This window comes from Pedobacter sp. NJ-S-72 (genome assembly GCF_053890575.1).
This window is the reverse complement of sequence record NZ_CM132681.1, coordinates 5,218,800-5,244,088: the sequence shown is the minus strand read 5'-3', so window position 1 is coordinate 5,244,088 and position 25,289 is coordinate 5,218,800. Positions and strand designations below refer to the sequence as shown.

At 37.0% G+C, this 25,289-nt stretch carries 31 protein-coding genes and 1 pseudogene; 10 read left to right on the top strand and 22 right to left on the bottom strand.

The genetic code is table 11. The features are described from left to right. Positions 1 to 11 precede the first annotated feature (11 nt). From ACWYN3_RS34550 to ubiE, 4 genes and pseudogenes are all read right to left on the bottom strand, one after another. Positions 12 to 766 (bottom strand): annotated as a pseudogene (locus tag ACWYN3_RS34550) (SDR family NAD(P)-dependent oxidoreductase). 186 nt (positions 767 to 952) lie between these two features. After that, positions 953 to 1,378 (bottom strand): outer membrane beta-barrel protein, encoded by a 426-nt coding sequence (locus tag ACWYN3_RS34545; RefSeq protein ID WP_456218268.1) that lies wholly within the window; start codon positions 1,376 to 1,378, stop codon positions 953 to 955. A gap of 29 nt (positions 1,379 to 1,407) precedes the next feature. Beyond that, a complete protein-coding gene (locus ACWYN3_RS34540) occupies positions 1,408 to 1,710 on the bottom strand; it encodes a hypothetical protein (protein ID WP_456218267.1) in 303 nt (100 codons plus the stop codon). 9 nt (positions 1,711 to 1,719) lie between these two features. Continuing rightward, positions 1,720 to 2,460, bottom strand: coding sequence for a bifunctional demethylmenaquinone methyltransferase/2-methoxy-6-polyprenyl-1,4-benzoquinol methylase UbiE (ubiE, locus tag ACWYN3_RS34535; protein ID WP_456218266.1), 741 nt, complete (start codon positions 2,458 to 2,460; stop codon positions 1,720 to 1,722). Positions 2,461 to 2,512: 52 nt separating this feature from the next. Between ubiE and yihA the strand changes: the two genes are divergently transcribed. The 8 genes from yihA to ACWYN3_RS34495 all read left to right on the top strand — a co-directional run bounded on the left by yihA (position 2,513) and on the right by ACWYN3_RS34495 (position 7,791). Continuing rightward, positions 2,513 to 3,139 carry a ribosome biogenesis GTP-binding protein YihA/YsxC gene (gene yihA, locus ACWYN3_RS34530; protein WP_456218265.1) on the top strand — a complete coding sequence of 209 codons (627 nt, stop codon included), beginning with the start codon at positions 2,513 to 2,515 and terminating at the stop codon, positions 3,137 to 3,139. A gap of 8 nt (positions 3,140 to 3,147) precedes the next feature. Continuing rightward, complete coding sequence (locus ACWYN3_RS34525; RefSeq protein ID WP_456218264.1) at positions 3,148 to 3,942, top strand: UbiA-like polyprenyltransferase; 795 nt, start codon at positions 3,148 to 3,150, stop codon at positions 3,940 to 3,942. A gap of 77 nt (positions 3,943 to 4,019) precedes the next feature. Next, entirely contained in the window at positions 4,020 to 4,442 is a 423-nt protein-coding gene (locus ACWYN3_RS34520; RefSeq protein ID WP_456218263.1) for a hypothetical protein, read from the top strand. Beyond that, entirely contained in the window at positions 4,432 to 5,439 is a 1,008-nt protein-coding gene (locus ACWYN3_RS34515; protein ID WP_456218262.1) for a M3 family metallopeptidase, read from the top strand. Before ACWYN3_RS34520 ends, ACWYN3_RS34515 begins: the two co-directional genes overlap by 11 nt. Further along, complete coding sequence (locus tag ACWYN3_RS34510; RefSeq protein WP_456218261.1) at positions 5,411 to 5,737, top strand: M3 family metallopeptidase; 327 nt, start codon at positions 5,411 to 5,413, stop codon at positions 5,735 to 5,737. The genes ACWYN3_RS34515 and ACWYN3_RS34510 overlap by 29 nt, the downstream gene beginning before the upstream one ends. Positions 5,738 to 5,830: 93 nt before the next feature. After that, the gene (locus ACWYN3_RS34505; RefSeq protein ID WP_456218260.1) at positions 5,831 to 6,460 is read left to right on the top strand and encodes an amino acid permease; all 630 of its coding nucleotides are present in this window, start codon (positions 5,831 to 5,833) and stop codon (positions 6,458 to 6,460) included. Further along, the gene (locus tag ACWYN3_RS34500; RefSeq protein WP_456218259.1) at positions 6,363 to 7,445 is read left to right on the top strand and encodes an APC family permease; all 1,083 of its coding nucleotides are present in this window, start codon (positions 6,363 to 6,365) and stop codon (positions 7,443 to 7,445) included. The genes ACWYN3_RS34505 and ACWYN3_RS34500 overlap by 98 nt, the downstream gene beginning before the upstream one ends. Then, the gene (locus tag ACWYN3_RS34495; protein WP_456218258.1) at positions 7,414 to 7,791 is read left to right on the top strand and encodes an amino acid permease C-terminal domain-containing protein; all 378 of its coding nucleotides are present in this window, start codon (positions 7,414 to 7,416) and stop codon (positions 7,789 to 7,791) included. The genes ACWYN3_RS34500 and ACWYN3_RS34495 overlap by 32 nt, the downstream gene beginning before the upstream one ends. Positions 7,792 to 7,927: 136 nt before the next feature. Here ACWYN3_RS34495 and ACWYN3_RS34490 read toward each other — a convergent pair whose 3' ends face one another. After that, on the bottom strand, positions 7,928 to 8,662 hold the full coding sequence (locus tag ACWYN3_RS34490; RefSeq protein WP_456218257.1) for an ATP-binding protein: 735 nt from the start codon (positions 8,660 to 8,662) through the stop codon (positions 7,928 to 7,930). A gap of 277 nt (positions 8,663 to 8,939) precedes the next feature. On the opposite strand from ACWYN3_RS34490, the gene ACWYN3_RS34485 reads away from it, so the two are divergent. Beyond that, complete coding sequence (locus tag ACWYN3_RS34485; RefSeq protein ID WP_456218256.1) at positions 8,940 to 9,404, top strand: helix-turn-helix domain-containing protein; 465 nt, start codon at positions 8,940 to 8,942, stop codon at positions 9,402 to 9,404. Positions 9,405 to 10,087: 683 nt separating this feature from the next. Here ACWYN3_RS34485 and ACWYN3_RS34480 read toward each other — a convergent pair. The 17 genes from ACWYN3_RS34480 to ACWYN3_RS34400 form a co-directional block, all read right to left on the bottom strand. After that, the gene (locus tag ACWYN3_RS34480; protein WP_456218255.1) at positions 10,088 to 10,873 is read right to left on the bottom strand and encodes a hypothetical protein; all 786 of its coding nucleotides are present in this window, start codon (positions 10,871 to 10,873) and stop codon (positions 10,088 to 10,090) included. Positions 10,874 to 11,079: 206 nt separating this feature from the next. After that, entirely contained in the window at positions 11,080 to 13,431 is a 2,352-nt protein-coding gene (locus tag ACWYN3_RS34475; protein WP_456218254.1) for a hypothetical protein, read from the bottom strand. Further along, a complete protein-coding gene (locus ACWYN3_RS34470) occupies positions 13,407 to 14,075 on the bottom strand; it encodes a hypothetical protein (RefSeq protein WP_456218253.1) in 669 nt (222 codons plus the stop codon). Before ACWYN3_RS34470 ends, ACWYN3_RS34475 begins: the two co-directional genes overlap by 25 nt. Before the next feature lie 55 nt (positions 14,076 to 14,130). Then, positions 14,131 to 14,406 (bottom strand): PAAR-like protein, encoded by a 276-nt coding sequence (locus ACWYN3_RS34465; protein ID WP_456218252.1) that lies wholly within the window; start codon positions 14,404 to 14,406, stop codon positions 14,131 to 14,133. Further along, positions 14,403 to 14,594 (bottom strand): hypothetical protein, encoded by a 192-nt coding sequence (locus ACWYN3_RS34460; protein WP_456218251.1) that lies wholly within the window; start codon positions 14,592 to 14,594, stop codon positions 14,403 to 14,405. Before ACWYN3_RS34460 ends, ACWYN3_RS34465 begins: the two co-directional genes overlap by 4 nt. A 5-nt stretch (positions 14,595 to 14,599) precedes the next feature. Next, positions 14,600 to 14,779, bottom strand: a complete 180-nt coding sequence (locus ACWYN3_RS34455) for a hypothetical protein (protein ID WP_456218250.1) — start codon at positions 14,777 to 14,779, stop codon at positions 14,600 to 14,602. A gap of 92 nt (positions 14,780 to 14,871) precedes the next feature. After that, positions 14,872 to 15,414 (bottom strand): hypothetical protein, encoded by a 543-nt coding sequence (locus ACWYN3_RS34450; RefSeq protein ID WP_456218249.1) that lies wholly within the window; start codon positions 15,412 to 15,414, stop codon positions 14,872 to 14,874. Between the two features lie 197 nt (positions 15,415 to 15,611). Further along, entirely contained in the window at positions 15,612 to 16,109 is a 498-nt protein-coding gene (locus ACWYN3_RS34445; protein WP_456218248.1) for a hypothetical protein, read from the bottom strand. Between the two features lie 92 nt (positions 16,110 to 16,201). Then, positions 16,202 to 16,420, bottom strand: a complete 219-nt coding sequence (locus tag ACWYN3_RS34440) for a hypothetical protein (protein ID WP_456218247.1) — start codon at positions 16,418 to 16,420, stop codon at positions 16,202 to 16,204. Continuing rightward, positions 16,402 to 17,760 (bottom strand): hypothetical protein, encoded by a 1,359-nt coding sequence (locus ACWYN3_RS34435; protein WP_456218246.1) that lies wholly within the window; start codon positions 17,758 to 17,760, stop codon positions 16,402 to 16,404. Before ACWYN3_RS34435 ends, ACWYN3_RS34440 begins: the two co-directional genes overlap by 19 nt. Before the next feature lie 158 nt (positions 17,761 to 17,918). Then, complete coding sequence (locus tag ACWYN3_RS34430) at positions 17,919 to 18,404, bottom strand: hypothetical protein (RefSeq protein WP_456218245.1); 486 nt, start codon at positions 18,402 to 18,404, stop codon at positions 17,919 to 17,921. A 46-nt stretch (positions 18,405 to 18,450) separates the two neighbouring features. After that, on the bottom strand, positions 18,451 to 20,265 hold the full coding sequence (locus tag ACWYN3_RS34425) for a type VI secretion system Vgr family protein (RefSeq protein ID WP_456218244.1): 1,815 nt from the start codon (positions 20,263 to 20,265) through the stop codon (positions 18,451 to 18,453). A gap of 492 nt (positions 20,266 to 20,757) precedes the next feature. Further along, a complete protein-coding gene (locus ACWYN3_RS34420; RefSeq protein ID WP_456218243.1) occupies positions 20,758 to 21,414 on the bottom strand; it encodes a DUF6266 family protein in 657 nt (218 codons plus the stop codon). Positions 21,415 to 21,474: 60 nt separating this feature from the next. Beyond that, positions 21,475 to 21,957, bottom strand: coding sequence for a DUF6266 family protein (locus ACWYN3_RS34415; RefSeq protein ID WP_456218242.1), 483 nt, complete (start codon positions 21,955 to 21,957; stop codon positions 21,475 to 21,477). Beyond that, positions 21,929 to 22,117, bottom strand: coding sequence for a hypothetical protein (locus ACWYN3_RS34410; RefSeq protein WP_456218241.1), 189 nt, complete (start codon positions 22,115 to 22,117; stop codon positions 21,929 to 21,931). Before ACWYN3_RS34410 ends, ACWYN3_RS34415 begins: the two co-directional genes overlap by 29 nt. A 326-nt stretch (positions 22,118 to 22,443) precedes the next feature. Further along, the gene (locus tag ACWYN3_RS34405) at positions 22,444 to 23,535 is read right to left on the bottom strand and encodes a S41 family peptidase (protein WP_456223254.1); all 1,092 of its coding nucleotides are present in this window, start codon (positions 23,533 to 23,535) and stop codon (positions 22,444 to 22,446) included. A gap of 162 nt (positions 23,536 to 23,697) precedes the next feature. Further along, positions 23,698 to 24,423, bottom strand: coding sequence for a porin family protein (locus ACWYN3_RS34400; protein WP_456218240.1), 726 nt, complete (start codon positions 24,421 to 24,423; stop codon positions 23,698 to 23,700). A 311-nt stretch (positions 24,424 to 24,734) separates the two neighbouring features. On the opposite strand from ACWYN3_RS34400, the gene ACWYN3_RS34395 reads away from it, so the two are divergent. After that, positions 24,735 to 25,253, top strand: a complete 519-nt coding sequence (locus ACWYN3_RS34395) for a T9SS type A sorting domain-containing protein (RefSeq protein ID WP_456218239.1) — start codon at positions 24,735 to 24,737, stop codon at positions 25,251 to 25,253. The last annotated feature ends 36 nt before the right edge of the window (positions 25,254 to 25,289 follow it).

Below are 25,289 nucleotides of genomic sequence, written 5' to 3'. Positions count from 1 at the left end.
ACGATTTTATTCTAATTTCTATTTACTAATGTTGCCGATGCCTGTGCAGTTGGCATAATCAGCATATCATTTATATTTACATGTGCTGGTCTGCTGACCACGAACCAGATCGCATCTGCGATATCCTGTGCTAATAAAGGTTCTAACCCTTCATAAACTTTCTTTGCTTTATCTTCATCTCCCTTAAAACGGACAACAGAAAACTCTGTTTCAACCATACCAGGATTAATTGCGGTAACTTTTATACCATGTTGCAGTAAATCCATGCGCATTCCTTTATTTAGGGCATCTACTGCATGTTTTGTGGCACAATAAACATTTCCATTCGGATATACCTCTTTACCGGCAATAGAACCGATATTAATGATATGACCTTTCTTAGCTGCAATCATCCAGTTTGACACGATTTTAGTCACATAAATAAACCCTTTACATTGGTATCGATCATGTTGTCCCAGTCATTGGTATCACCTTTATCGATCGGATCCAGCCCCTGGCTAAGACCTGCATTGTTAATCAGGACATCTATTTGTTTCCAGTTTTCCGGCAGACTTTCCAGTACTTCAGTCAAAACCGTTTTATCTCTTACATCTGCAATCAATGTTTTAACCTCAATTGCATATTTATCTGCTAAATGTTTAGCAACTTCTTTCAATTTCTCTTCTCTTCTGGCTACCAATACCAATTTATATCCCTGCTGTGCAAATAAGTGTGCACATGATTTACCTATTCCTGAAGTCGCGCCTGTAATTAATGCAGTTTTCATCTGTATGAATTTGTTTTTAATTGTGATGAAGCTATCATGTGCTACTTAATTTAGTTCATTTCGGTTTGTGCTCTGCTGCACATGATGGTTTCATAATTATAAATTGTTAGCGGTAAAATTCTTATTCATCCGGGAAGGATAAAAAGCCCTTTTCAAACAAAGCTATTAAATTTCACCTTGGCAGCATCATTCAAAGAATAAACTGAATGTCACATGACGCAACATCAATTTATCAATTGGATTATTAAACGGGTTTACTTCCTTCCTGTCTAAAATATCATTTAAAGAATAAGACAATTTGATTTCAGGAGACATCTTGAAATATTCAAAATACAGATCCATCCCAAACGCTGCCTCAGCTGACCAGTAACTCTTTGTATTTTTAAGGAATTTATACTCTTCATCCAAAGCCGAATCGTCTGTTTTTTTCTTCGAGGCAATGTCCATCGAATACTTTGCACCATATAACATATAAAGCCTGAGATTATTTCTTCTATCGGACTTGATCTTAATTCCTAAAGGGAATTCTACCATAGTCGCCACCACCTTCTTTTCAACCTGGCTGAATGGAGATTTTGGCATAGGGTTAATCGTAGAATATTCATATTCCATCAGCCTGTCTGTAAAAACCAGTGTGGGTGTTAATCTCTCACATCTATATGATTACTGATCCTGCCATTAACCACAAAGCCAATTCCAAATCCCGGAGATGATTTACCATAAAGAGCATTCAGTGAATCTGTAAGCTGACCTCTTGCCGGATCAACCGACTGATAAGGGGTTCTCCAGTTTTCCTTCTTCCTGACTTTATAAGAAGACCCGGTATATTGAAAAGTAAAGCCAAAGTGTAATTTCTCATCATCTACACCGCCACCCCAGTTCTGAGCCCTGGCAGCAGCAAATGAAAAGAGAAGAACAAGAAGCAGGCTTATTTTTAATTTCATCTGAATCTATTAACCTTTTATTCCGGTATATATTGTACTGATCCCAAATGTCAGGGGCCTGTGTTTTGTAGTTTTATAACCCACTTTATCCATCACTGCAATAAAAGACTTTCCATCAGGAAATGCAACTGCCGATTCATTTAAATAAGTGTATGCCCTGGCATCCTTAGAAAATATCTTCCCAAAAAATGGTAATACATATTTAAAGTAAAAATTATACAGTTGTTTAACCGGGAATACCACAGGTTTTGAAAACTCAAGAATCACGACTTTACCGCCTGGTTTTAATACCCGCAGCATGTCTGACAACCCCTGTTCAAGGTTCTGATAGTTCCTCACTCCGAATGCAACTGTAATCGCGTCAAAATGGTTGTCTTCAAACTTAAGACCTTCCGAATCTCCGATTTCTACACTAAAAGTATCCTGTAAATTGCGTTCTGCAATTTTTCTGCGGGCTACATCAAGCATTCCGGCAGAAATATCTACCCCCGTTATTTTTTTAGGATGAAGTATTTTGATCGCTTCAAAAGCAAAGTCACCCGTTCCTGTTGCCACATCCAGAATATGCTGTGGCTTTAACGCTGACAACTCGCGAATGGCCTTCTTGCGCCATAGGATGTCTATTCCTATCGAAAGAAAGTGATTCAGGAAGTCATAAGTTCCGGCAATGTTATCGAACATTGTAGTCACCTGTTCCTTTTCCTTTTTCGTAATTGTAGCAGATTGGTATGGAGTTATTTTTTCGTTCATGGTGTGGGGCAAAGATAAGTATTGTTGAAAACTAATTTTCTACCTTTGTCAAATGATTATAAAATCAGCAACATTTATTTGCAGTAATACCAAGATATCGGCACTGCCAGTAGCCAACATGCCCGAATATGCTTTTATTGGCCGCTCTAACGTAGGAAAGTCATCCCTTATTAATATGCTGGTCAATCAGCACGGATTGGCTAAAACGTCCCAAAAACCAGGAAAAACACAGTTAATCAACCACTTTTTGGTCAACGAAAAATGGTATATCGTCGATTTACCAGGTTACGGTTATGCGAAAGTTTCTAAAAACAGCCGTGAAAGCTGGGAGAAGTTTATCCGTAATTACATCACCAAGAGAGAAAGTTTACAATGTGTATTCGTTTTAATTGATAGTCGTCTTCCGCCACAAAAGATTGATATTGAGTTTTGCTGCTGGATGGGAGAGATACAAATCCCTTTCGTTCTCGCCTTTACAAAGTCCGATAAACAATCAGTTAACAAAACAACTCAGAATATCGCTCTTTTCAAAAAAGAACTTTCAGGATGGTTTGAAGAAATCCCGCCAATATTTGCTACTTCAGCAGAAAAACTGGTTGGAAAAGATGAGATCCTGAATTTCATTGACCAGACTAATCTTGATTTTGCAATGCCTATTCTGACGCCTGACGAAGATTAATAATTTAAATGAAGAAGTATTTTTCACTTGTGCTTTTTGCACATTCAGTTTTCGCACTACCTTTTGCGATGATTGGTTTCTTTTTAGGAGTTACAACTACCGATCACCCTTTCAACTGGGTGATTTTGTTGTTAGTACTCCTTTGTATGGTATTTGCCAGAAATTCTGCAATGGCCTTTAACAGGTATCTTGACAGAGATATTGATGCTAAAAACCCACGTACCAATATGCGTGACATACCTGCCGGAAAAGTATCCGCTAATGAAGCTTTGATATTTGTAATCATTAACTGTGTGCTTTTCATTATCACTACAGCATTCATTAATCCATTATGTTTATATCTTTCACCTGTCGCCCTGTTTGTAGTCTTATTTTATAGTTATACAAAAAGGTTCACAGCATTATGTCACCTGGTTCTTGGACTGGGTTTATCCCTCGCTCCTATTGGTGCCTATATTGCCGTAACCGGTGAATTTGCATTGGTTCCTGTATTATATTCGCTTGCTGTATTATTCTGGGTAAGCGGTTTCGATATTATCTATGCTTTGCAGGATGAAGAGTTTGATAAGGGAGAAAAATTACATTCTATCCCCTCGGCAATCGGCCGTAAAAAAGCACTCAGACTATCTGAATTTTTACATGTTCTGTCTGCTATTTGTGTCATCTTACCTATCGTATTTTCTACCTTTAGCTGGGCCTATTATCTGGGTGTGACTTTCTTTTGTTCGATGTTAATTTATCAGCATCTGCTGGTCAAACCTAATGACATCAGTAAAGTGAACAAGGGCATTTGCAACCACTAACGGATTCGCCTCTGTGATTTTTGCAGCCTGCTTTTTGCTGGATGCTTTTTTAAGAACAATTTTCAAATTTTAGAACGATGATCAATCTTATTATACCGAAAAAAACCAGGACCTATATCCCTCAGACACTTGAAATTAAATGGGAGAACCTTTCTCCTGTACTGGATGAATTGCTGAACAGAGAAATCGCTGATGTTGCCGGTCTGGAAAAATGGCTGAAAGACAAAAGTGAATTTGAAGCCGCACTGGAAGAAGATTTTGCGTGGAGATATATTAAAATGACCTGTGATACAGCAAATGAAGAACTGGTTAGCAGCTTTCAATATTTTGCAACTGAAATTGAACCAAAAATCTCTCCTATTGCGAATTTATTAAACAAGAAACTTGTAGAAAGTCCTTTCATAGACGAGCTTGATCAGACTAAATACTTTGTTTATTTAAGAGCCATAAAAAAAGCACTTGAAATCTACAGAGATGAGAGAACGTTGAATGTTCACTAAACTGCAAATTACACAACAACAATACCAGTCAACTACTGGTGCAATGAGTGTGGTCATCAATGATCAGGAGTACACGCTTGAACAGGCAGCTGTCCTGACCAAAGATATTAGCAGAGCTGTGCGTCAGCAGGCATGGGAAACTATACAGCAACGTCGCCTGGTAGATAAAGATGCTTTGAACATTGTGTTCGATGAATTGGTAGTGATGCGTCATCAGGTAGCCCTGAACGCAGGATTCGAAAACTACAGAGATTATATGTTCCAGGCTTTAGGCCGGTTTGATTATAGTGTTAAGGATTGTTATGCCTTCTCTGAAGCTATAGAAAAAGAAATCGTTCCGATTTTAAAAGAACAAGCTGAAAAAAGAGCAGAATTATTGGGCCTTGAAGAATTGAAACCATGGGATATGGAAGTAAGCACTTCTGGGAAAGCAGCATTGAAACCATTCAGAAATGGTGAAGAGCTGATCGAAAAAAGTATTGCTGCTTTCACTGCGATTGATCCTAAACTAGGTCAGATGCTTTCGATCATGAAAGCGAATAACCTGTTTGATGTAGAAAGCAGAAAAGGTAAAGCACCAGGGGGATATAATTATCCGCTTGCAGAAACAGGCGCTCCTTTTATTTTCATGAACTCAGCAGGTTCATTAAGAGATCTGACTACGATGATTCATGAAGGCGGACACGCGATCCATACTTTCCTGACTGCAAACCTTGAACTCAATGACTTTAAACATTGTCCTTCGGAAGTTGCAGAGTTAGCATCGATGAGTATGGAACTGATTTCCATGGATCAGTGGGATATCTATTTTGATAACCCGGCAGATCTGATCCGTGCGAAAAAAGAGCAACTGCAGGATGTCTTAAAGACCTTGCCATGGGTAGCCGTAATCGATCAGTTTCAGCACTGGATTTATACAAACCCTACACATAACGCAGCCGACAGAGAGGTTGCCTTTAAACAGATCTATGAAAGATTTGGCAGGCTTTCGAATTGAATTGGATGGACTGGATCAGGAGTTTGGTAATATCTGGCAGAAACAACTGCATCTTTACCAGGTTCCTTTCTATTATATAGAATATGCAATTGCACAGTTAGGCGCTATTGCGATCTGGAAAAACTATAAAGAGAACCCTGAAAAAGCACTACAACAATATCTTGACGCATTGGCATTAGGCTATACAAAACCAATGAATGAGATTTATGAAACTGCGGGTATTAAATTTGACTTTAGCAGCGGATATATTAAAGAGCTCGCTTCCTTTGTAAAGGATGAATTAGATAAATTAGATTAATTTTTTATACTTTGAGCAAATAGGCGCCTATTATGAAATATAAACAGGCGCCTATTTAACCTAAAGCAAAACCATCTAACCAAATTGCCCATTATGTTTGAAAATCTTTTCAGAAAAAAGTCCGTTACTAAAATATTAGAAGATGCCGAAAAGGGCTATGGCGATCATGGCGCATCTCTAAATAAAACACTGGGTGTAAGAGATCTTACTGCTTTTGGAATTGCCGCCATTATTGGTGCGGGGATTTTCAGTACGATTGGAAAGGCAAGTGCCGATGGTGGCCCTGCTGTAATTTTCTTATTTATTTTCACGGCCGTGGCCTGTAGTTTTGCTGCCTTTGCTTATGCAGAGTTTGCTTCTATGGTACCGGTTTCGGGTAGTGCCTATACTTATTCTTATGTAGCCTTTGGCGAATTGGTAGCCTGGATTATAGGATGGTCACTGATTATGGAATATGCGATCGGAAATATTACCGTCGCGATATCCTGGTCCGATTACTTCACTGGGCTGCTCTCTTCCATCCGAATACCGGCATTAGGCATCAACGGGATCAACCTTCCCGACTGGACGACTATGGATTACCTGACCGCTTTTAATGGCCACAAACATGCTGAGGCCTTATTAAATGCAGGTAAGAGTTTTGCTAACCTGGATGATGCAACCCGTATTGCGAACAACGCATGGGCTACAGCCTACAATTGGTGGTTTCCATATTGTAGCTGATTTACCTGCTTTAGGAATCATCATTTTGATTACCTGGCTGGTTTACAGAGGGATGAAAGAGTCTAAAAATGCAAGTAACGCCATGGTAATTGTCAAACTGGCTGTGATTTTACTGGTTCTTTCCGTAGGTGTATTCTATATAGATACGGAGAACTGGAACCCATTTGCACCAAACGGTGTTTCTGGTATCCTTAAAGGTGTTTCAGCCGTCTTCTTTGCTTATATTGGTTTTGATGCGATCTCTACGACTGCCGAAGAGTGTAAAAACCCGCAGCGGGATTTACCAAGAGGTATGATGTGGGCGATTATTATATGTACGGTTCTTTATGTAGCTATTGCGCTGGTATTGACAGGAATTGTAAGATATGACCTGCTGGCTGTAGGTGATCCGCTGGCTTTTGTATTTGATCATATCAACCTGAAACTGATGAGCGGGATTATTGCGGTGAGTGCTGTATTTGCGATGGCGAGTGTATTGCTTGTTTTCCAAATGGGGCAACCAAGAATCTGGATGAGTATGAGCCGCGATGGTCTACTACCTAAAAGATTTTCGAAGATCCACCCTGTTTATAAAACGCCTTCATTTGCGACTATTGTTGTCGGGTTTGTCGTTGCCGTGCCTTCATTGTTTATGAACCTGACTATCGTTACGGATTTATGTTCAATAGGTACACTATTTGCTTTCGTGCTGGTATGTGCTGGTGTATTGGTTTTACAAAACAAAACAGATATTCCAAGGGGTAAGTTCAAAACTCCTTATGTGAATTCAAAGTTCATCATCCCTGTTGTATTTATTGGTGCAATCATTTCTGGTTTCATCTTTTTTAAAGCGGAAACAACGGCTTTTATTACGAATGAGACAAAGGTACATGACCCTATAAGTTTCATTACCTCGCTTGATAAAAATGAGCTGAATAGTGTGAAGGATGAAATTAAAGCGGAGCAAAAAAACGTTGAATGTTATAGTTATAGAAAAGAATATTGATTCTGAAGCTTATCTAAATAGCCTTACTACTGAGCAGTATAAGAGTTTTATAGAGAATAGCGCAGTAAGTGCTGATAAGAAATTTGAAAGTGGCTGGGCTTTATTTAAACATAAAATCCCAATGTGGATCTTCTTTGTGATTTGTGTAGTGATCACTTATTTCTGTATCACTCATAACTTATCTCTGATCCCGGTACTAGGTTTACTGAGCTGTTTATATATGATGTGTGAACTGGGTATTTCTAACTGGATCGGATTTGGAATCTGGCTGGTTATAGGACTGGTAGTTTATTTCTTATATGGCTTTCACCATAGTAAGCTGAATGTAAAGAATAACCCGGCGTAAAAGCTCTAATGATAAAACAAACAACCCCGTCTTTTGAAATGATCAGAAGACGGGGTTGTTCGTTTATTTACCTATGAGCTGGCATTAAAAACATGTACATTTTAATGTTAGCTCTAGTTTTGACATCAAAAGGACATCATTTTTTCATAATTTGCCAATACCCTCTTGTACCACCAATTCGTGTGAGATATCCTTTTTCTTTCAAAAGATCAATGTGTTTCAATACTGCCGATTCATTGATTTTTAATTGTTCAGCAATCGCTCTATAACTAATAGTCTGATCAGCTTTTATAATTGCCAACACCTCTTCTTGTCTATCTGTTAGATTTAATATTGCACCACCTATTGCACCACCTATAGTAGCCCCTATTGGAACATAATTAATTACGCTATCATCTGTTTCCTTGTTAATTGGAAAAGACATTCTCAAAAAATGATCTGAGAACTTAAAACATTGCTTATCATAAGACTCCAATATACGAGGTATACCTGAACCTAATTGTTCAACTAGATCCAGATCTTTATAAATCCGCATGATCTCTTTATTTCTTGGTACAGAAAACCCTTCAAAAAACTCTTCAAGACTCAGTTCATCAGGCAAACTGCAAGTTGATGTAATTTCAATCCTATCATCAAAAATCTCAAACTTAGGTGGTACTTCACTAGTGTAATCGTTATGTACAAACGCATTAATTACGGCCTCACGTAAAGCAATCGGATTCCAAAACCTGGTTTCTTTTCTTTCTTTTGCAGTAATCAGGGTAATTGTTTTATTCTCCAAATCAATTTTATCCAAAACCTGTTTGTTTACTTCTTTCTCTAACGAGTCTGTAAGTTCTTGTTTATATTCAATACGGTTAGTTTCGGCCATTGAACTGGAATTATTTATTTTAGAATTATTTAACCTCTTAAATACATGTCATAATCAGATGTTAAAAGTAGGTAGCCTGTATTATATCTTTAACAGATATGAATGTTAATCTCAACTACAGTATCCTTATCCTAATTTTAATACGGCCTTATTATATTCTGCTGAATAATTTAAACGGGGAATTAGTATATGTTATTAGGAATAGAATTCGTTTCTTTATTTAACCAATCTGCTGAAGGATTGTATTACCTTTGAATTCTAAACCTGATCAATCAATATGAGTACTACTGAAAAAAATCGTTCAAAAAAGGTGCATGAAGGCCGAAATGTAAAGAGATTTAGAGAAATGCTCTCTATTAAGCAGGAGGGGCTTGCGTTTGAATTGGGAGGGGATTGGAGTCAAAAACGGGTTTCTGTTTTAGAATCAAAAGAGAAAATTGATGATGATGTTCTGGCTGAGATAGCAAAGGTATTAAAAGTTCCTGAACAGGCAATCAGAAACTTTGATGAAGAAACAGCGCTCCTTAACATTAATACTAATTTTGAAGGTTCAAATTCTGGGGTTGGTGCATTAGTAGCAGGAGGTGATATTATCTATACCGATTGCGCAATTAATCCTATTGATAAATGGGTTGAAACGCTTGAAAAGCTGGAAGCCTTACAAACTGAGAACAAGAACCTCTACGAGCGTTTATTGCAAAGTGAAAAAGAAAAAGTAGAGCTTTTAAGATCTGCCAAGTAATTACAGCTTAAAGCTCCATCTATTTATAGTATTCGTATTCGATACACCATATATTTGAAGAGATATACCGGGAGTGTGAAGGCAGTATCTACACTCCCCAGTTTTCCAATCTGTCAACTTAGATTTTATCCTACCATGAGAAGGTGAAATTTTCTAAAACAGAAACATTGTTGAAAATTAAATTCTCCTGATTATTATGGAGATGCTGCTACCAAATCGAGATTGATCAATCCCCCAGGGAAATCATATTATTATTTAAAAAAACAGGAAATTATCCAGCTCAGAAGTATCAAACCAGGAAATATAGCAACTATAACGTATGTCATAATTTGACCTTTAAGCTTGGACACTTCTACCATACTATGTAGATCTTTCGTCTGATAAATAATTTCAAACTGGTAACCAATCTGCAATTTTGGGTCCCCCTCAAGTTCGTTGCAAAAAAAAGTGGAGGTTACTTTTACTATCATTCCATGATGCGATTTAAATGTGATAACAGGCAGGTATCCACGTTCCTGAATATGAGGATCATGTGCTTCCACTAGTTCATAAACAGTAGCTACTGTACGAAATCCGTGCTTAAAAAAGTGGTACAATTTTCTGATATGTTTCACAACAAAATAGAAGCTGACCGCTGACACAATTAAAAAGGCATAGGAAACAATGTAATTCATTTCGTTTAACTACCTGATTACCTCCAAACCAGAACCTGCCTTTGGACGATGAAAATTAAGGTAATAAGTATTCAGCATATTTGTCTCTTCATCGTCTTTTTTCACCAGGTACCAACCAGCTAAAGCCGGATCATAGATATGGTCAACTCTCTCCAGACTAACCATTTTCCCATTTCCAGAGAACACCATCTTATAATGTTCCAACGGGTACATCGTTAATTTTTCAGTAATATAGGTTGAAAGAAATGTTTTTAAGAAATCGTCATTCATTGCTTTATCATAAAAAAGAGACTGCGCCGTTTCCTTCTCTCTTTTTAACACACCATTAGCTAGCTTATCTCCATCATGGTGTTGAAGCCAGCCTCTGTACTTTTCATACTCAGCAATAAGCTCTTTTTTCAATGCTGTACTATCTTCTTTAGCTAAATCTACACTTTTCGCCCAGCCCTCTAATTCATAAGGAACTTCAGCATTAAATGTTCCCCTATAAACCATAAAAGGCTTTCCAGCATCAGCATAGATTTGTTTACCATCCTTCTCTTTTTTAGGTGTTTCTATCAATTTTACAGGCACAGCTCCCTGATCAACACCATCTGCTCTAAATTTTAATATCTCTATGGACAATTCCAATTTAACGCCTTCTGGGAGTGAAGTAAGTCTTTTACCATTCAGCTCGGGAGGAAAGACCCTGACTTCCCAGGTTTGTAGCCCCGATTTCAAAATGTTGGTGTTTATAGGTGCGCTTAATCCGATACTGCCAGAACCATCATTCCCTGCATACCTATAAACCGGCATATCATTTACAAGTACTTCAAAAGCACAGCCGCCAATCTGTATTTCGGCATGATAATTTACAGCCTGATCTCTGAATTAACATCTTTATAAAGATTCCCTAAAATTGTTGTTGCTTTTTCGTCCATTACTTTTTTATTCTGACTACATGATTGATTACCTATTAATAAAATGCCCATGAAAAGGCTAACAAAGTGTATTTTTCTCATCTATTCAAATGCTTTAATATAAATTTTACCTATTTTTTCTGGCTTTTGTCTATCGATGGCCTGATAAACAAATTCATTTTTAGAATCGACTTTAAGCCAATCATTCTTTTTGACATTAACAGATCCTTTAATATTAGCTTTACCTTTCAACTGAATCCCATCAAAAGATAATTCGGGAGCAATAAAGATACCATGATCATCGTAATCTATTCCCGTTTTCGCATTAAACTTTGCTTCCGCTTCTACCCCTACCTCTAATTCAGCCTTTACAATAATAAACAAAGCACGTTTGGTAAGTGCCATTTTAACACTAGCCGTAACTTTAATAACGATTTCCCCCCCTATTTCACTCAGAGCTTTACTATTAGCATCCCTGTCTTCACTATTAAACGAATTCTCTCCCGTTTCGGTGTTAAAAAAGCCTTGTAACTTCCCACTAAGGATCATTGATGCCGAAAGTTCCAAAGTGATTTTACTCCCATCTCCAATCAATGCCATAGCAATGTCCGCAGCAGCAATTATTGCTAGTGCGATGGGGTGTGCACGCTGAACCAATGCTAAGAAATCAAGATAAGCCTTTATACCGATCAGTGGTTTTGCTTCCAGAACACCTTCTAAAAGAACACCGGTCTTGTTAAACTTATATTCATACCCTTTATTCTTAACCGGAACCCGGCTCCAGTCAAATTCTAAACCAAATTCCGGCCAGTACAGTTCTACACCTACAACTGGTCTTGTGAGTTTTAAATCCAGCGAAGAACTTCTGCTATCCATCTTTCTTTGTAGAAGCTGGTTGTTTTTCTCTGCATCTCTGTATTCTTTAGAATCAACCGGATTATTCAGCAGTTTATTTTTATTGCTGTCAAATTCCTTACTAAGATCCATAAGCGCTTTATTACGGGGATTATTTTTAACCTGATCCAGCGCTTTCTTATTTTCCTCTGTAGGTGTGTCTCCCCCACCAGCATTATTTCTTTTACCACTAAAGGTCTTATCAAGAAATTCTAATATATCATTAATGGGTTTTACCGCATCTTCTATTTTCTTGGTAACCTCGTCAGTAACATCCCATTCTTCACCATCATTTTTTGCTACAGAGAAAGTTTTATCTCCTTTTAACTGATATCCGGCAGGCTTATTATTAAACTTAGCTTTCAGACTCAGTCCAAAGCTTCTGCCCTGTTTATCTGGAGTGACCCATGATGTGGGTTCTCTTTTAAACTTTGCAGCCTTCGTATCTTTATAGGTCTGGTTGGATACTATTTCTTTGGATTCCTTAATATTCTCAGCTTTCAAATTTTTATAATCGAGACGCAAGCTCCATTTAATATCAGGATATGTTATTACCCTAATTGTTTGACATTCATGTCTGCAACTATTAATATTAATTACATATTCACAGGTGCTCCCTCCTTTTCCCGTCCAGAAATACCTGAGAATATATGGCAAATCACCGGGAAGTGGTTCTGAATTATAAACGAACCTGGATAAAAGTGTAAGTTTTCTATCTTTAGGATCCTCCTTAAACTCTAGCTCGATATCATCCATATAGATAACATGCTTCTCCTTTTTAGAAATTCCGCCAACACTAATCTTAGTATTACTTGTTATTGAAAAATCTGATGGAGCTTTGTGTCCCCCAGCTTTTCCGATTGTTTTCTCCGGATAACTAACAATTTTAAAAACATGATCTTTATGGTAACGATTAGGATCTTTTTTAAATCTGCAGTCATCTGTTGAAGACTTCTCGTCTAAAGCTATGGAAACTTCCTGCGTAAAGATAGTTCCTGCAACCACCTCAAATCTATCTTCAAAAACCTTTGATTTTTGATTATACATTTCAAAATCTCTTTCATTATTTTTTGCTGTTACAACAGTATATCCGCAAGGATGAAAAGCAGCAACATTGGTTTCTACTTCATCAACCAGAATAGGATTATTTGATTTAGTAGATGAATCTTCATGTTTTTTACCGTTCTCAGTAATCGTAAGAAACTTACGGGGGAAATTCTCAAAATATTTGGCCGTTGCCCCAGACCTGATCACAGGAAATATCTTCAAACTGCTTCCCGCTTCTGATTTCCAGGCCGGATCAATAAATACAGTGAATTTGCATTTTTGCACAAAGGATGTAGATTTAAAAACTTTACTGTTTACATCCTGCCCCGGATCCAGTAAAGTACCAGATACACCTGGTTTGCCAACTTCAAATGCTAGCGCCTTAATAACATTCACTTCTTTAATAAAGACAAATTTATCCAGGATATCTTTATTATTAGTAAGTTTCAAATCGTCATTGGGATCAAAGATATCCCTGTCTACTAATTTTATAGACAGCTCCTGTCCATACAAGGCCCTTGTATATAAACATGTAATATTAAGCAGGACCCAAATTGCACTTCTGTATCTTCAATTGGATTATTGTCCATATCAGTCCAGATGGTATCAATAATATCAGGTGAACCAATGGCAGAGACATAACAGCCATGAGGTATTTTTCCTTTTGGTTGTTTTTCCTTAAAAAATGGTTCCAACCATGTTAGTCCCCCACCTTCTAATAGAGTAGGATAATAAATTTGCCGATGACCAGACCTGCCAATGTCACTCTCAATACCGATACCAAGAGCTTCATTTAAAACCAGCAAACTGCTTTCTACGCCATTCCCTGCTAACTGCCAGGCCCAGCAAACCGTTTTATAAGATTCCTTTAAACTAATTCTCCGCTTCTCTCTGTTTTCGACATTTTTATTGTAGGCCAATATGTTGGCATCATAGGTGCTTTTTTGCGGAGCTGTTAGTTTCTGATAATCTTCATTACTAACCAATTTACTATCAATGAATTTTTTGGCATCCAGTTCATCTGCATCAATTTTCTTCAATTCATCACTGTACTCTTTAATAGATACAGAAAAATAAACTCCTCCCTTCTGCAGCTTTAAGAGCCCGAAGGATGGATCATAATCCTCCCCGGCTTTTGGTTTAACAAGAACATGCAAGTCTGCATTTGCCTTTTTCTCTGCTTTTTTTTTTCGGACATCACTATTATCTTTATTAATTAACCGGTATCAGGATAACCCGGCTTCCTGCTTCCTTTATATTAACCAGGATATTTAATTGTGCCTGCACATCTTCATTCACTTTGCCTGCTTGCTGAGATGTTGGCTGGGCTGTTTGCCCATGAAACGTTATATCAATACATGGACTTCCCCCTATAGAACAGGTTGCTTTACTATCTTCCAGTAATGGTTTACCTCCGTTATGAAGAGTTACTTTTTCATAAAAGGCCTGCCATTTTGTGATTGCTGGTTTACAAGGATTATTATTCATTTTTTTACAACTTCCAAAAGTATTTGCTTCAAAAGGCTGTCCAATTCCTTAGTGTTGGCTATTGCTTTCTTAGAAGCCTCATCCTCGTTGATGTAATAATCTTTCTGCTTTACCTTCAATTTATCAGGTGCAGTGCCGAATTTACACTGGCAAACAGCACCATTACAGACTAAATGTTTCTCACTCATCGTGTTTATTTGAATATGTTCCAAAAACTCTTCTTAACTTCTGTTCTCTCAGCCCCTGCCTCTTCTTTTTCAAAGCTGGTATTTAACATCTTATCTTTTTCAGGTAAATGATAAATCTCAAAACTGGTAGTTTTATTTTCCCCGCCGGGCAAACAGAATGTACCTTCTCCTACAATCGATCTCACTGTGAAGTCTTCATGATACAAGCTGAATTCAGCATTGAATATTCCTTCAGATTTTTTAGTGCCCCATAATTGTGCTGCCTGGCCATTATAAGTTATACAAAAACATTTGCTGGAATTATGAGTCTCTGTGATTTCACGGACACCATCATAGTTAACCAATGGCGAATAAGGTATAAAAATGGCAGTTTAAACCCAATGGGTTCTTTAGAATCTCCCTGCTTCAACCCATAGATACCAGAAAACAAAAGGGCTATAAACCAATCTTTTTTTATAGTTTCGATTAAGCCCCCCAGGTCAGAAAGCGAAGAGTCCATAGCTGCTATGGCATCATCACTTATTTTACCTTCATAACGCTGTACAATGCTTTTCTTTTGCACCAGCCATCTTTCTCTGACTACTCCTATATTTGCGATCCCTGTGAGAAAGCCATACTTATTTGTTACAATCTGAAGAGGATAAAGGATCTTTCCCATTTCCTCCGCTAATTTGTCTACTATTTTATCAGGAGCTTTGTTGTTTATATAAACTTGTTTTTTATCCAATTCAAATAAAAAAGAAGCCTCATTTAATTCTCTTATCCAGGAAACTTCTATCTCATAATGTACCTGATACTGAACACCAAATTTAAATACCACTCCATATGTTTTACAGATTGGAGAGGGATAAATTGCAATAGTTTCTTTTGTACCGGTGCGTCCATATTGATTAAGATGATGATAACCTAACTCTGTGTACCTAGTTATAAATTTGTCCTTTTTAAGAACTTTTCCTGTATTTCCATCAATACTATATCCCCACCCTTTATCATAAGCGTTGGAAACATGCTCCGTAACTATTTGTACTTCCCACCTTTTTTTGCATCCGCACTTTCAACAAATTGGACATATAGATTTTCACGGTTTTTACCACTATTTACATCAACAAATCCTTCTTTTTGCAGAAAGTGCAATAGCTCTTTATAGCCAAAAGATCCAATTTTCTTATCTTCATCGACTACTTTATCCTGTTTGCCCTGGGGGTCAAAATAATACCAGATTCCAATTTTCACACAATTTGCACATGGGGAAATATCACCAAACATGCGCCCTTTTTCTTTGATATAACCCGAAGGATAAAATTCTTTAATTATCTTATAAAAATGAGGCTTGGCTAAAATCTGCTCTTCACTAAATCCATAACGTTCATTACCACTTCTAAAAATTCTGGTCCCATCCAAAAGTTTAAACTCATTAGGAGTTTCATCACCCTTTTTAGCCAAATTCCTGCTTATAAAACTCACTATATCAAATTTTTCAAACTTAGGGCTCAATATTTCTGGTTTATCATTCATGTGATTGACCTTACAATCATAAATCCAAAATATACTAAGAATGAGAAATTCTCTATGCTATTCCAGGTTTTCATTATAATCAAATCTGTAAACTACTCTACACTATTAATGATAAACTTGTCCTTTTTAAGAATTTTACCGGTATTTCCATCAAGCAGATATTGAATTGCCCTTTCTTCAGAACTAGAAAGGTGCTCAATAATAATTTTGACCTTCCAGATTTTCTCCCCACCCGTTTTTTCTATAAATTCTACATAAAGATTCTCACGATTTTTACCATTATGAATGTTAATTAGCCCTTCCTTATCCAAAAAAACCAATAATTCATGATATCCGAAAGCTCAAATTTTTTATCCTCGTCTACTTCTTTGTCTAGTTTATCCTGTTCATTAAAATAATACCATTTTCCTATTTTGATGCTGTTTGCTCCAAGAGAGAGATTCCCAAACATGTATCCTTTTTGTTTAATTGATCCGGAAGGATAAAATTCTTTTACTATTTTGTAGAAATCAGGCTTAGCGGAAATTTGCTCTTCGTCAAAACCATACGAGGCCCCTGATCTTATAATTCTTGTTCCATCTTTCAATGTAAAATCATTGAGATCCTGATCTTCCTTACTGTCTCTGCTCTTATTTTTATAATCTTGTATATCGAACTTTTCAAACATTCCATTCATTGTTTTTTGTCCCATTGCCAGATAATTTGTTGTACAGCTGGTAATTAATAATACTACAACTATGATCCCTAATTTCTTGTTCATGCTTGATTGATTTTTTTTTTTTTTAATTATCCCCCATTGCCAATAGAATGAACTAACCCGCTCTATAGGACTGTTTGGAGATCCAGTAACAGTATCTAAAGTCAATTGAGAATAATCCATAATATTATCTGTTTTAAGGGCTTTATATGTAAACCTTTCATCAAAAAACGTATGATGTAAACCTAGTCCATGCATACATTCATGACCAATAGTTGAATCATTATGCGTGCTAAACATTATGCCATAAGTTGTATCAAGCTTGGAATACCCAGCTTTGTTCTTTTGACTTATTATAGCTCCACTACCATCTTTTACATCTTCAGTCCCGCATGAATTATTCAGGAAAAATAGTTTAAAATGATTGGTAAATTTACCGGGGTATATTTTCTCAAGCTGATGGCTAAGCAAATCTTCCAATTCAATACTTTGCCCCGATGTTTTTTTGATATCGCCAACACTCACCTCATATTCAGTATTAAAATTAATACTATTATAATTATTCGCCGGGTTGGTCAGATCCAAAGAGATTGGAATACTATTAGTATCCATAGTTACAACATTCACATCTATCAATGCTTGCCTCAAATTTCTTTGGAATATATTTAAACTTTTAGCGCTTCCTTTTCCCGCACTAGTTTTCACTCTTACCACTACAACATCTAATGTCATTCGCTTTTTAGGTGCTATTACAATTAATTTTCCCGCCAGTTCACTCTCTTCTGTTCCGTCTTTATCCTTTGTAACCGCCCATATTTCCAGCTCTTTGTCCGTATCAAAGGTATCTTTACAGGTTATCTTAATATTCACTTTATTGCCTATTTTATCCTGAAGAACAATAGCAGGTTCAACACTAACTAAAGGATGCTTTTCATCCATCACTACACCATCCATTTCAAACTGCAAACGCAACGGTTTAGTGACTTTTCCATTAATTTTCTCAAACTCAATCAGTAATTTCAGTTCCGCTTCTCCACTTTCAACTACTTTCTTAGTAACAGGATCCGTAGTTCTGGGAAAAAGGGCCAGACGAGGAATAAAATATGCTTTGTTTACCGGTTTACCATCCTTATCTTTTTCAAGCGAATATTAAACCATCCATAAAGTGCCTTTAATGCTACTAATCTTTCATATCTAGTGAAGGCCAAAGGTTGAGGATCATTTTGAAAAAATTTAGTCCATGAATTAGGATTGTTATTGCGCCTGGAATCTGCAGCATTGGGATCTTTAAGATAATACTGTCCAATAAGATCGTCAAATAAGACATCCCCGTCCAAATTAGTATCACCAATTCTATACCAGTCAAAACCAAACTTCCCCTTCCAGCTACTATTTGGCCTGAATTGAGCAATACATTTCGATTTAGTTTCTATTGCTGGTTTGTCTGGTACCTGTCCAATCAAAAGATCTACACCTGCATCTCCTTTTTGGCTTACAACACCCAGAGCGCTCAAATTCATATCACCTCCATCTGCAATCCACGTGGCTATACGCGATTGTTCAGTTATTTTTTTAGCTGTAAAAATGATATCCCCCATGATTTTGCTAATTAAAATAACTTACCTTTTTCACCACTCGTATTCACTACTTTTTGGAGCTGTACAATTTAAAATCTTCTTCTGTCGCCGAAGCGCTGATAGTCTGCCCTCTTTTGGTAATACTGTTACTCGCATTATGAGTTACATTTTCATCTGCCGTACCTATAATGTTAGTAGCCATCATTGTAAAGTCCTTAGTTGCTGTTTGACGAATATCTACGCCTGCAGTGGTGCTAACCGTTGCACCAGCTGAGGTGGCAACATTTTTCCCAGCAGTTTTTGTAATATTTTCATCAGCATTCATAACGATATTTTTAGCATTCAGCGTAATTGTCTCAGGTGATGTAATCGTAATATTTTTACCTTGCGTATCAAGAAAGATTTCATTTCCAGAGGGATCACGAATGATAATATGAGTACCACTGCCCCCATCATTTAATTCGACGGTATGTCCGCTTCTGGTAGTAATACTTTTAGTATTATTCGAGGTACCGCCGCCGCCGCCATTTTTACCATGAAATAAACTGCCAATTACTAGAGGACGACGACCTACATTGCCTTCTTCAAAGGCGACCATCACCTGATCACCAACTTCGGGAATAAATACAAATCCTCTGTTTAGATTCACCTTATCGCTGTTACCAGCATCAGGTGTCAATACTCTAAGCCATTCTGATACATCATTACAGCTACACAACCACTTAAACTTTACTTTAACACGGCCTTGTCCATCAGGATCATTGTTTTCAACTACATTGGCAATTTGCATATCTGGTTGCGGATATTTCACAGAATCGACTTTGATTCGCTCGGTATCTGAAGACACAGCATCAAAAGTATTGTGATATCTTCCAACCCCATCAATATGGTGAGATATAGAAGTGACTAAAAACTTACCAAAATCTTCAATAATGAAATCGTTAATTTTACGAACACTTCTACTAATATTGACAATTACACCTATTGCAACTTTAGGGTTATCTCCCTTACAATGGATATGCAAGAGATCAGCAATCAAGCTGTCTTGTTCATTTTGGACTGCTTTATTAATGGCCATACTACTGTCAGCACGTGTAGTTAATGCTTGTCCATAGGTATCAGAATAGACCTGATTTGAAGCTGCGATAGCCTGAGACAAATCACCAGTTCCCGAAACCCGCCCCTCTCCATCAGCGTTTAATAACTGATCTTCTTTTGCATAGTATGAAAATTTATTGTACTTAAGCGGAGCAATCTGTATACCATAACGGATATTGTTCAAGTCACGGCCATATACCAGCTGCACCTCTTTAAGCTTGTCTGGTTTTCCGAATATAAGTTCTCTCCCATCATAATAAAACCACTCATGGTATTGCGCAGAAAGCCGGTTAATGAAATTGAAATCACTTTCCTGATATTGAATAATATAATCAATAGGAGCTGTCATCGTAGGATTTATTTGCAAATGCAAACTATTTACGATAATTCCATTCGTAACCTGACTTACAATAGACTCTAGGTTTTTATTTAGATATGAACCCAAATCTGGTCCTCTGTCAATAACAATAACAATAGTTGGACTGAACCCACTCAGAATAACATCCCCCATTAAACCATGTCCCTGAGCGATTTCCACTTTAGTAATCAACCCCAAAAACTGGGTTTCATAACCATTAGTTTTCCCAAACTCTACGGTTATGCTTTTACCAATAAATCCTCTGGAATTATTCAGTGAAAGAGATCCGGGAAGCTCTACCTGATCAAGATTCACACACAATTCAAATGTATGATGATCATTGAAGCGCTGGTGTAAATCAAAACTACTAAAAATGGGTATAGGAGTCCCTTCTATATTAATTTCTATTTTTAATTTATACTCCATAAGAATTTAGAATTTTTAAGACTAAGCGTTTATACTGCTGACGATGTACAATTAAAAATACCGATTTTAATAACACAGGCTTCTTCTCTGTAAGGGATTTTTTGTTTTGGTTCAGAGTTTTGACCAAAGAGATGAACAAATGAAAGCATACAACAGTCACTGTCCGAAAAGTGTAATTTTGCTTTGAAAGCCATAACTTTTTAGATTTGAAATGAATTGAATATCAAACAATTAAAGTTAACAAAACTCTAGTCAAAATTATCATTTAATGAAAAAAAGAATTACCTGTACATAATCTATCGGAGCGTCACAGTAAAAATAATGATATAAGCGAAGTTCCCCCCTCGGCTTCTCGTCTTTCCAGATTAATGATTGCAGGCGTGATCATCCCAAGGCATTTGGCTAACTGCACCTTTTTGCAATTTATCCCTATTAAAGTTCAACTCCCCGAATTCTTCCGGGAGTTGAACCCTCACTATATCAAATAACCAATCAAGCATCCACATTAAACTCTCCCAGATACTGTGTCTCTGACACAAATTTATAATCCTCAGACGCAAAGAAAATCCATACGTGCACCTCGCCAACAAATACAGGCGGCAAATTAACCTCTATGCCTAACTCACTTCTTTGCGGAGGTATCGGATCAATAGATATATTCTTTCCCGAATGATATATAAAACAATAAGCCCGGTCTGTAGGTTTTGTTTCATCATACTCCGGCATATCATCATCTTCCCATGATATTCTGATCTTTTTGCCGGATGCCGTTCCTAATACATTAAACCCATTATCAATTTCAGTAGTATAATCGGTAGGTTGACTTAATTTCACATTTGCATAGTCCAAAGTAAAATCCGGATATATGCCGCTAATTGAATTATTTAGATTATAACACATTGCATAGTTCATCGCGGTCATATTTTTAGGTACCTTTTGAAAACTAAAAAGAACCACAGACTTAACCATACGCAAAAATTCACCAGCTATTTTGAACTTAGCCTGCTGGGTTTTCAATAAAACTGTAGGTTTTTTCGAAGATGATCTTGGTTTACTTTTCCCAACATATACATCTTTCCATTTAGAAATTACCAATGCACCTATTTGTCCGGTGAATATTCCTATTGAGCCTTGCTTTAAGATTGCCATAATTGTTTGTTTTTCTATGTGAACTGATTGATGAGCGGCTTATAGAAGCAATCAATCTCTTTACCAGATAATCTGACCCGTATAAATACTATTAGAAACTCTTTTTCTATTTTCAGAGATAAATGAGATATAAGTTTCCAGCAATAGTGGTTTTCTCCTTTTTCGGATGGATAAGCTAGCTGTTCCTTCGCTTCTTCTGCCAGCATTCAATTGAAATACGGTGCCAGGCTTTCCTGGAGAATAGGCCATCAGCATGACCTGATCATTTCCACTTATCTCTTTTGCCGTAAAACTTGCATCCCAGTTAAAGACCAAACCTTTCTCTGTCGGGTTTACAGAAACGTTTGGTGTGACCGCCATTTTACCGTGGCTAAACAGAACTTTTGCAAAGTCGATCTTCTGCTTAGGATAGGTACCTGTAATTGCATTTAACCGATTATATGAGGTTGCTACGGTATAATAACTTTTAAGCTCCAGTTTTCCTTCCAGTTCAAATCCAACAGCAATAAATGCTTTAACAGGTTTCAATAAAGCAGTAGTCAAGGCAGGCAGTTACCTGCCTGCTTCTCAATACCGGGATAGTAGGTTTATCTGTTCGTAAACCAATTGTTCTCTTCTCAAGCTTTCCATACCGCATATAGGTCACCGTATTACCAATCCTGCCAATAAAGCCATCATTTGAACCTTTTTTGAATACTGCCATAATCTTAATTTTTATATTAACTATATCATATTAACAATATAGACATTTAAATACATTATAAAAATAAAATTAAAACAAAATATCAAAATTATACTTCACTTCAGTTTAATACGCCTTTGAAGCGGGTCTGATACGGGTCTGAAACGGGTCGAGGCGTTTCAGACCCGTATCAGACCCGTATCAGACCCGCTTCAAACACAGTTAGTATACTGCCTTAAACTCGCCTCCAACTTGCTTCAACTAGTATTATAACATGCAAAAAGCCGTCCTCTATATACATAGAGGACGGCTTTAAGGAGTATTAAAAAAAAGACCTTTAATTAACCTTATTGCGGAATCAAACTGATCGCTTTCTCCAGCTGAGGATCATTTCCTGCATCCAGCGCAGCTTTATTATATTTCACTTCTACATCAGGCGGAAAACCTATTCCTTCATAGATTTTACCATCCTTATAGCGCAGCATCAAAGTCGAAGTATAAACCAGACTCAAAAAATCAGTTTTAAACTGTCCGCCATTGAAAAAATCGTCATTTGAGTAAAGTGGACCATTACCTCCCCAGGTACGTTCACCAACAAATGTTGCGTTATTTGTCGGTAATGCTTTCAATGCCATCGTAGTCATCTCGGCCATACTCACTGAATTTAAATCTGCCAGAACAACAATCGGAGCTGTAAACGCTTTCGCTTCTTTAGCCGGATGAACAGATGCCGGTATCCATGGCGTATAATCCAGACGTCCCATACCACCTTTCGCTCTTGTCGCACCAATCTCAAAAGCCTTGTCCGTTAAAGCACCTATCAGCAAATCCAGATCGGCTAATGCACCGCCACCGTTACTTCTCACATCGAGGATCAGACCTTTAAGATTTGGTGTGCTTTTTATCTGATCAAAATAGTATTTCAACACTTTCTGAGCATTATTTGCGGTTGTAGCATTAATGACTGTATTGAGTTTGAAACTGTTAAAGTGCAGATATAGAATATTATTTTTAATCTTTCCTGAAATAGCAAAGAACTGGCTTCCATCAGGAAAATTGACAAAGCCTTTTACAGAACCAGGATCAAGATATTTTGCAGGAATACTGTTGTAAAAGAAGTTAGGATTGATGCTACCATGATAGTCCGGTTGCTTCTGATGCCTTAAATCAGATGGGCTAATATAAGTTGCCGAATCTTTTACATATTTACTGTTTATCGCCAGTGCATAATGTGAATCCACAAGCTTCGAGGTCATTTCCTTAAAATAAGTATAGGATTTTCTTACATCCGTAGAATCATTGATGTTCATCTTAGCAAATAATGGCTGATACTTTTTGTAAACGTCATCCCAATTAGTCGGATCTATATCCCAAAAGACATAATTATTGTTCATTCCATTCCAGTACGCTTCAAATGCCTCACTAAAATTACCGGAAATATAACGTTCAGGCTGATTGACCTGCGGCAGCTCTTTCCGGCATGAGGTTACTGTACTGATGACAAAGATTCCCAGGATAAACTGGAATATATTTTTATATAAAAAATGATAAAAATCGGGTTCATAATATTTTAATAATGATGAATAAATTAGAAAAGAGGCTTATTTGCCTAAACGGTACATACAACCCACCTGAATTGTAAATGTGTCGTTGTAACGGGGAATCTGATTGAGCATATAGTTTTTCTGCTGATCAGTCAATGCCCTGTAGTATCTCCCTTCTGCGAAAAGTTCATACCGGGGTTTTAGCTGATAGCTTACACCGGTTCCGGCCATTAAGCCCAATTCAATCCGGCGATCCTTGCGTTTGTCAAATTCATATTTCTCATCATAATTATAACCTTGTTCAAAATCAAGGAGTCTTTTAGATTGAAAGTCATCCGGAAGATCATTTGATTGAGAAAAAGTATTTAGCTGAGTCCCTTTGATATGGGATGAAGTCCAGTAACCCGCATACCCCCCGAGGTTAAAAAAACCTTTGATTTTCTCACCACCAAATGTAAAATGAGCCATCAGAGGTAATTGGATATAACTGTTAGTGTTTTTCTGATAAACACCCTCAAAAAAACCGGATCTCTCCATCTTATAATTTTTCTGGATAAACTGAGGATCAGCCTGTATACCAAACCAGTTATTAAACGTGTATTTTACAGGGATACCAATATTAAATCCACCTAAAGGCTTATATTCGGTAAAGGCCCTGAAACCAGTGTTGGTAAAGAGATAGTTCTTGTTGTAGCCTGCTTCTAGTCCGGCAGACCACTGAGCATGCAGTGTAAGTGTCCCGGCAAGAATGCACAGGAGAAATAGTAAAAATCTTTTTTTCATAAAATAGGTTAGTTGATTGATAACGGCTTCGAAATTATAAAAACAATTCCCTGAGATGCAATACGATGTCATTATACCGTACTATTATGTGTAAAAACGATACTACTATGATTCATATTTAGTATTTTGATATTTATATAAAAAAAATAAAGAAATCAATAAAAAAACTCCATAGTCTGGCGAAAAATATGCGTAAAAAAGACACTAAGTGGGATTCAGGATTTGACAACTGTTAAAATGTGTTAAATATTGTCCTGATGAAAAAAACTTTAATTATTGTGTAGAATTATTCACTACTTTTGTTGCAATAGATGAATACAAAAACTAAAACGATCTCACTGATTTACATACTTTGCATTTTTTGCATCAGTATATGCTGTGGAACAACAGTTTTTGCTCAGCGTTCTGACAGTATCAACATTAATTCCAAATACAAAAGAATCGTCAGAACCCCTCAAATCAGAGGTGAGGTTCCATCTTACAAACCAAGTTATTTACCTGGATCATCATTTACACCATATAACAGTCTGATTTCACATGGCAGATCGGGTAATGGCAGACCTGATAAAATTCTTACAGTACTTAAAGTTTATCCTAATCCGGTAGACGATCAGATCAATCTTACTTTACGTTTAGAGCGCGAATCTAACCTGTCTATTAAAATAATGGATTTGCTGGGCAATGAAGTTGTTACGTTATCTAACGAACGTTTATCTGCCGGAGAACAAACTAAAACCTTTACCATTCCTAACCGCCTGAACAGTGGTATCTACTTCCTTCGTTTTGTTGCTGGCTCAGAAACAGTGGTAAAACGCATTTCTATTCTTTAAGAGCTTATTTTAATTTCCTTATCAATCTTTTTTTTA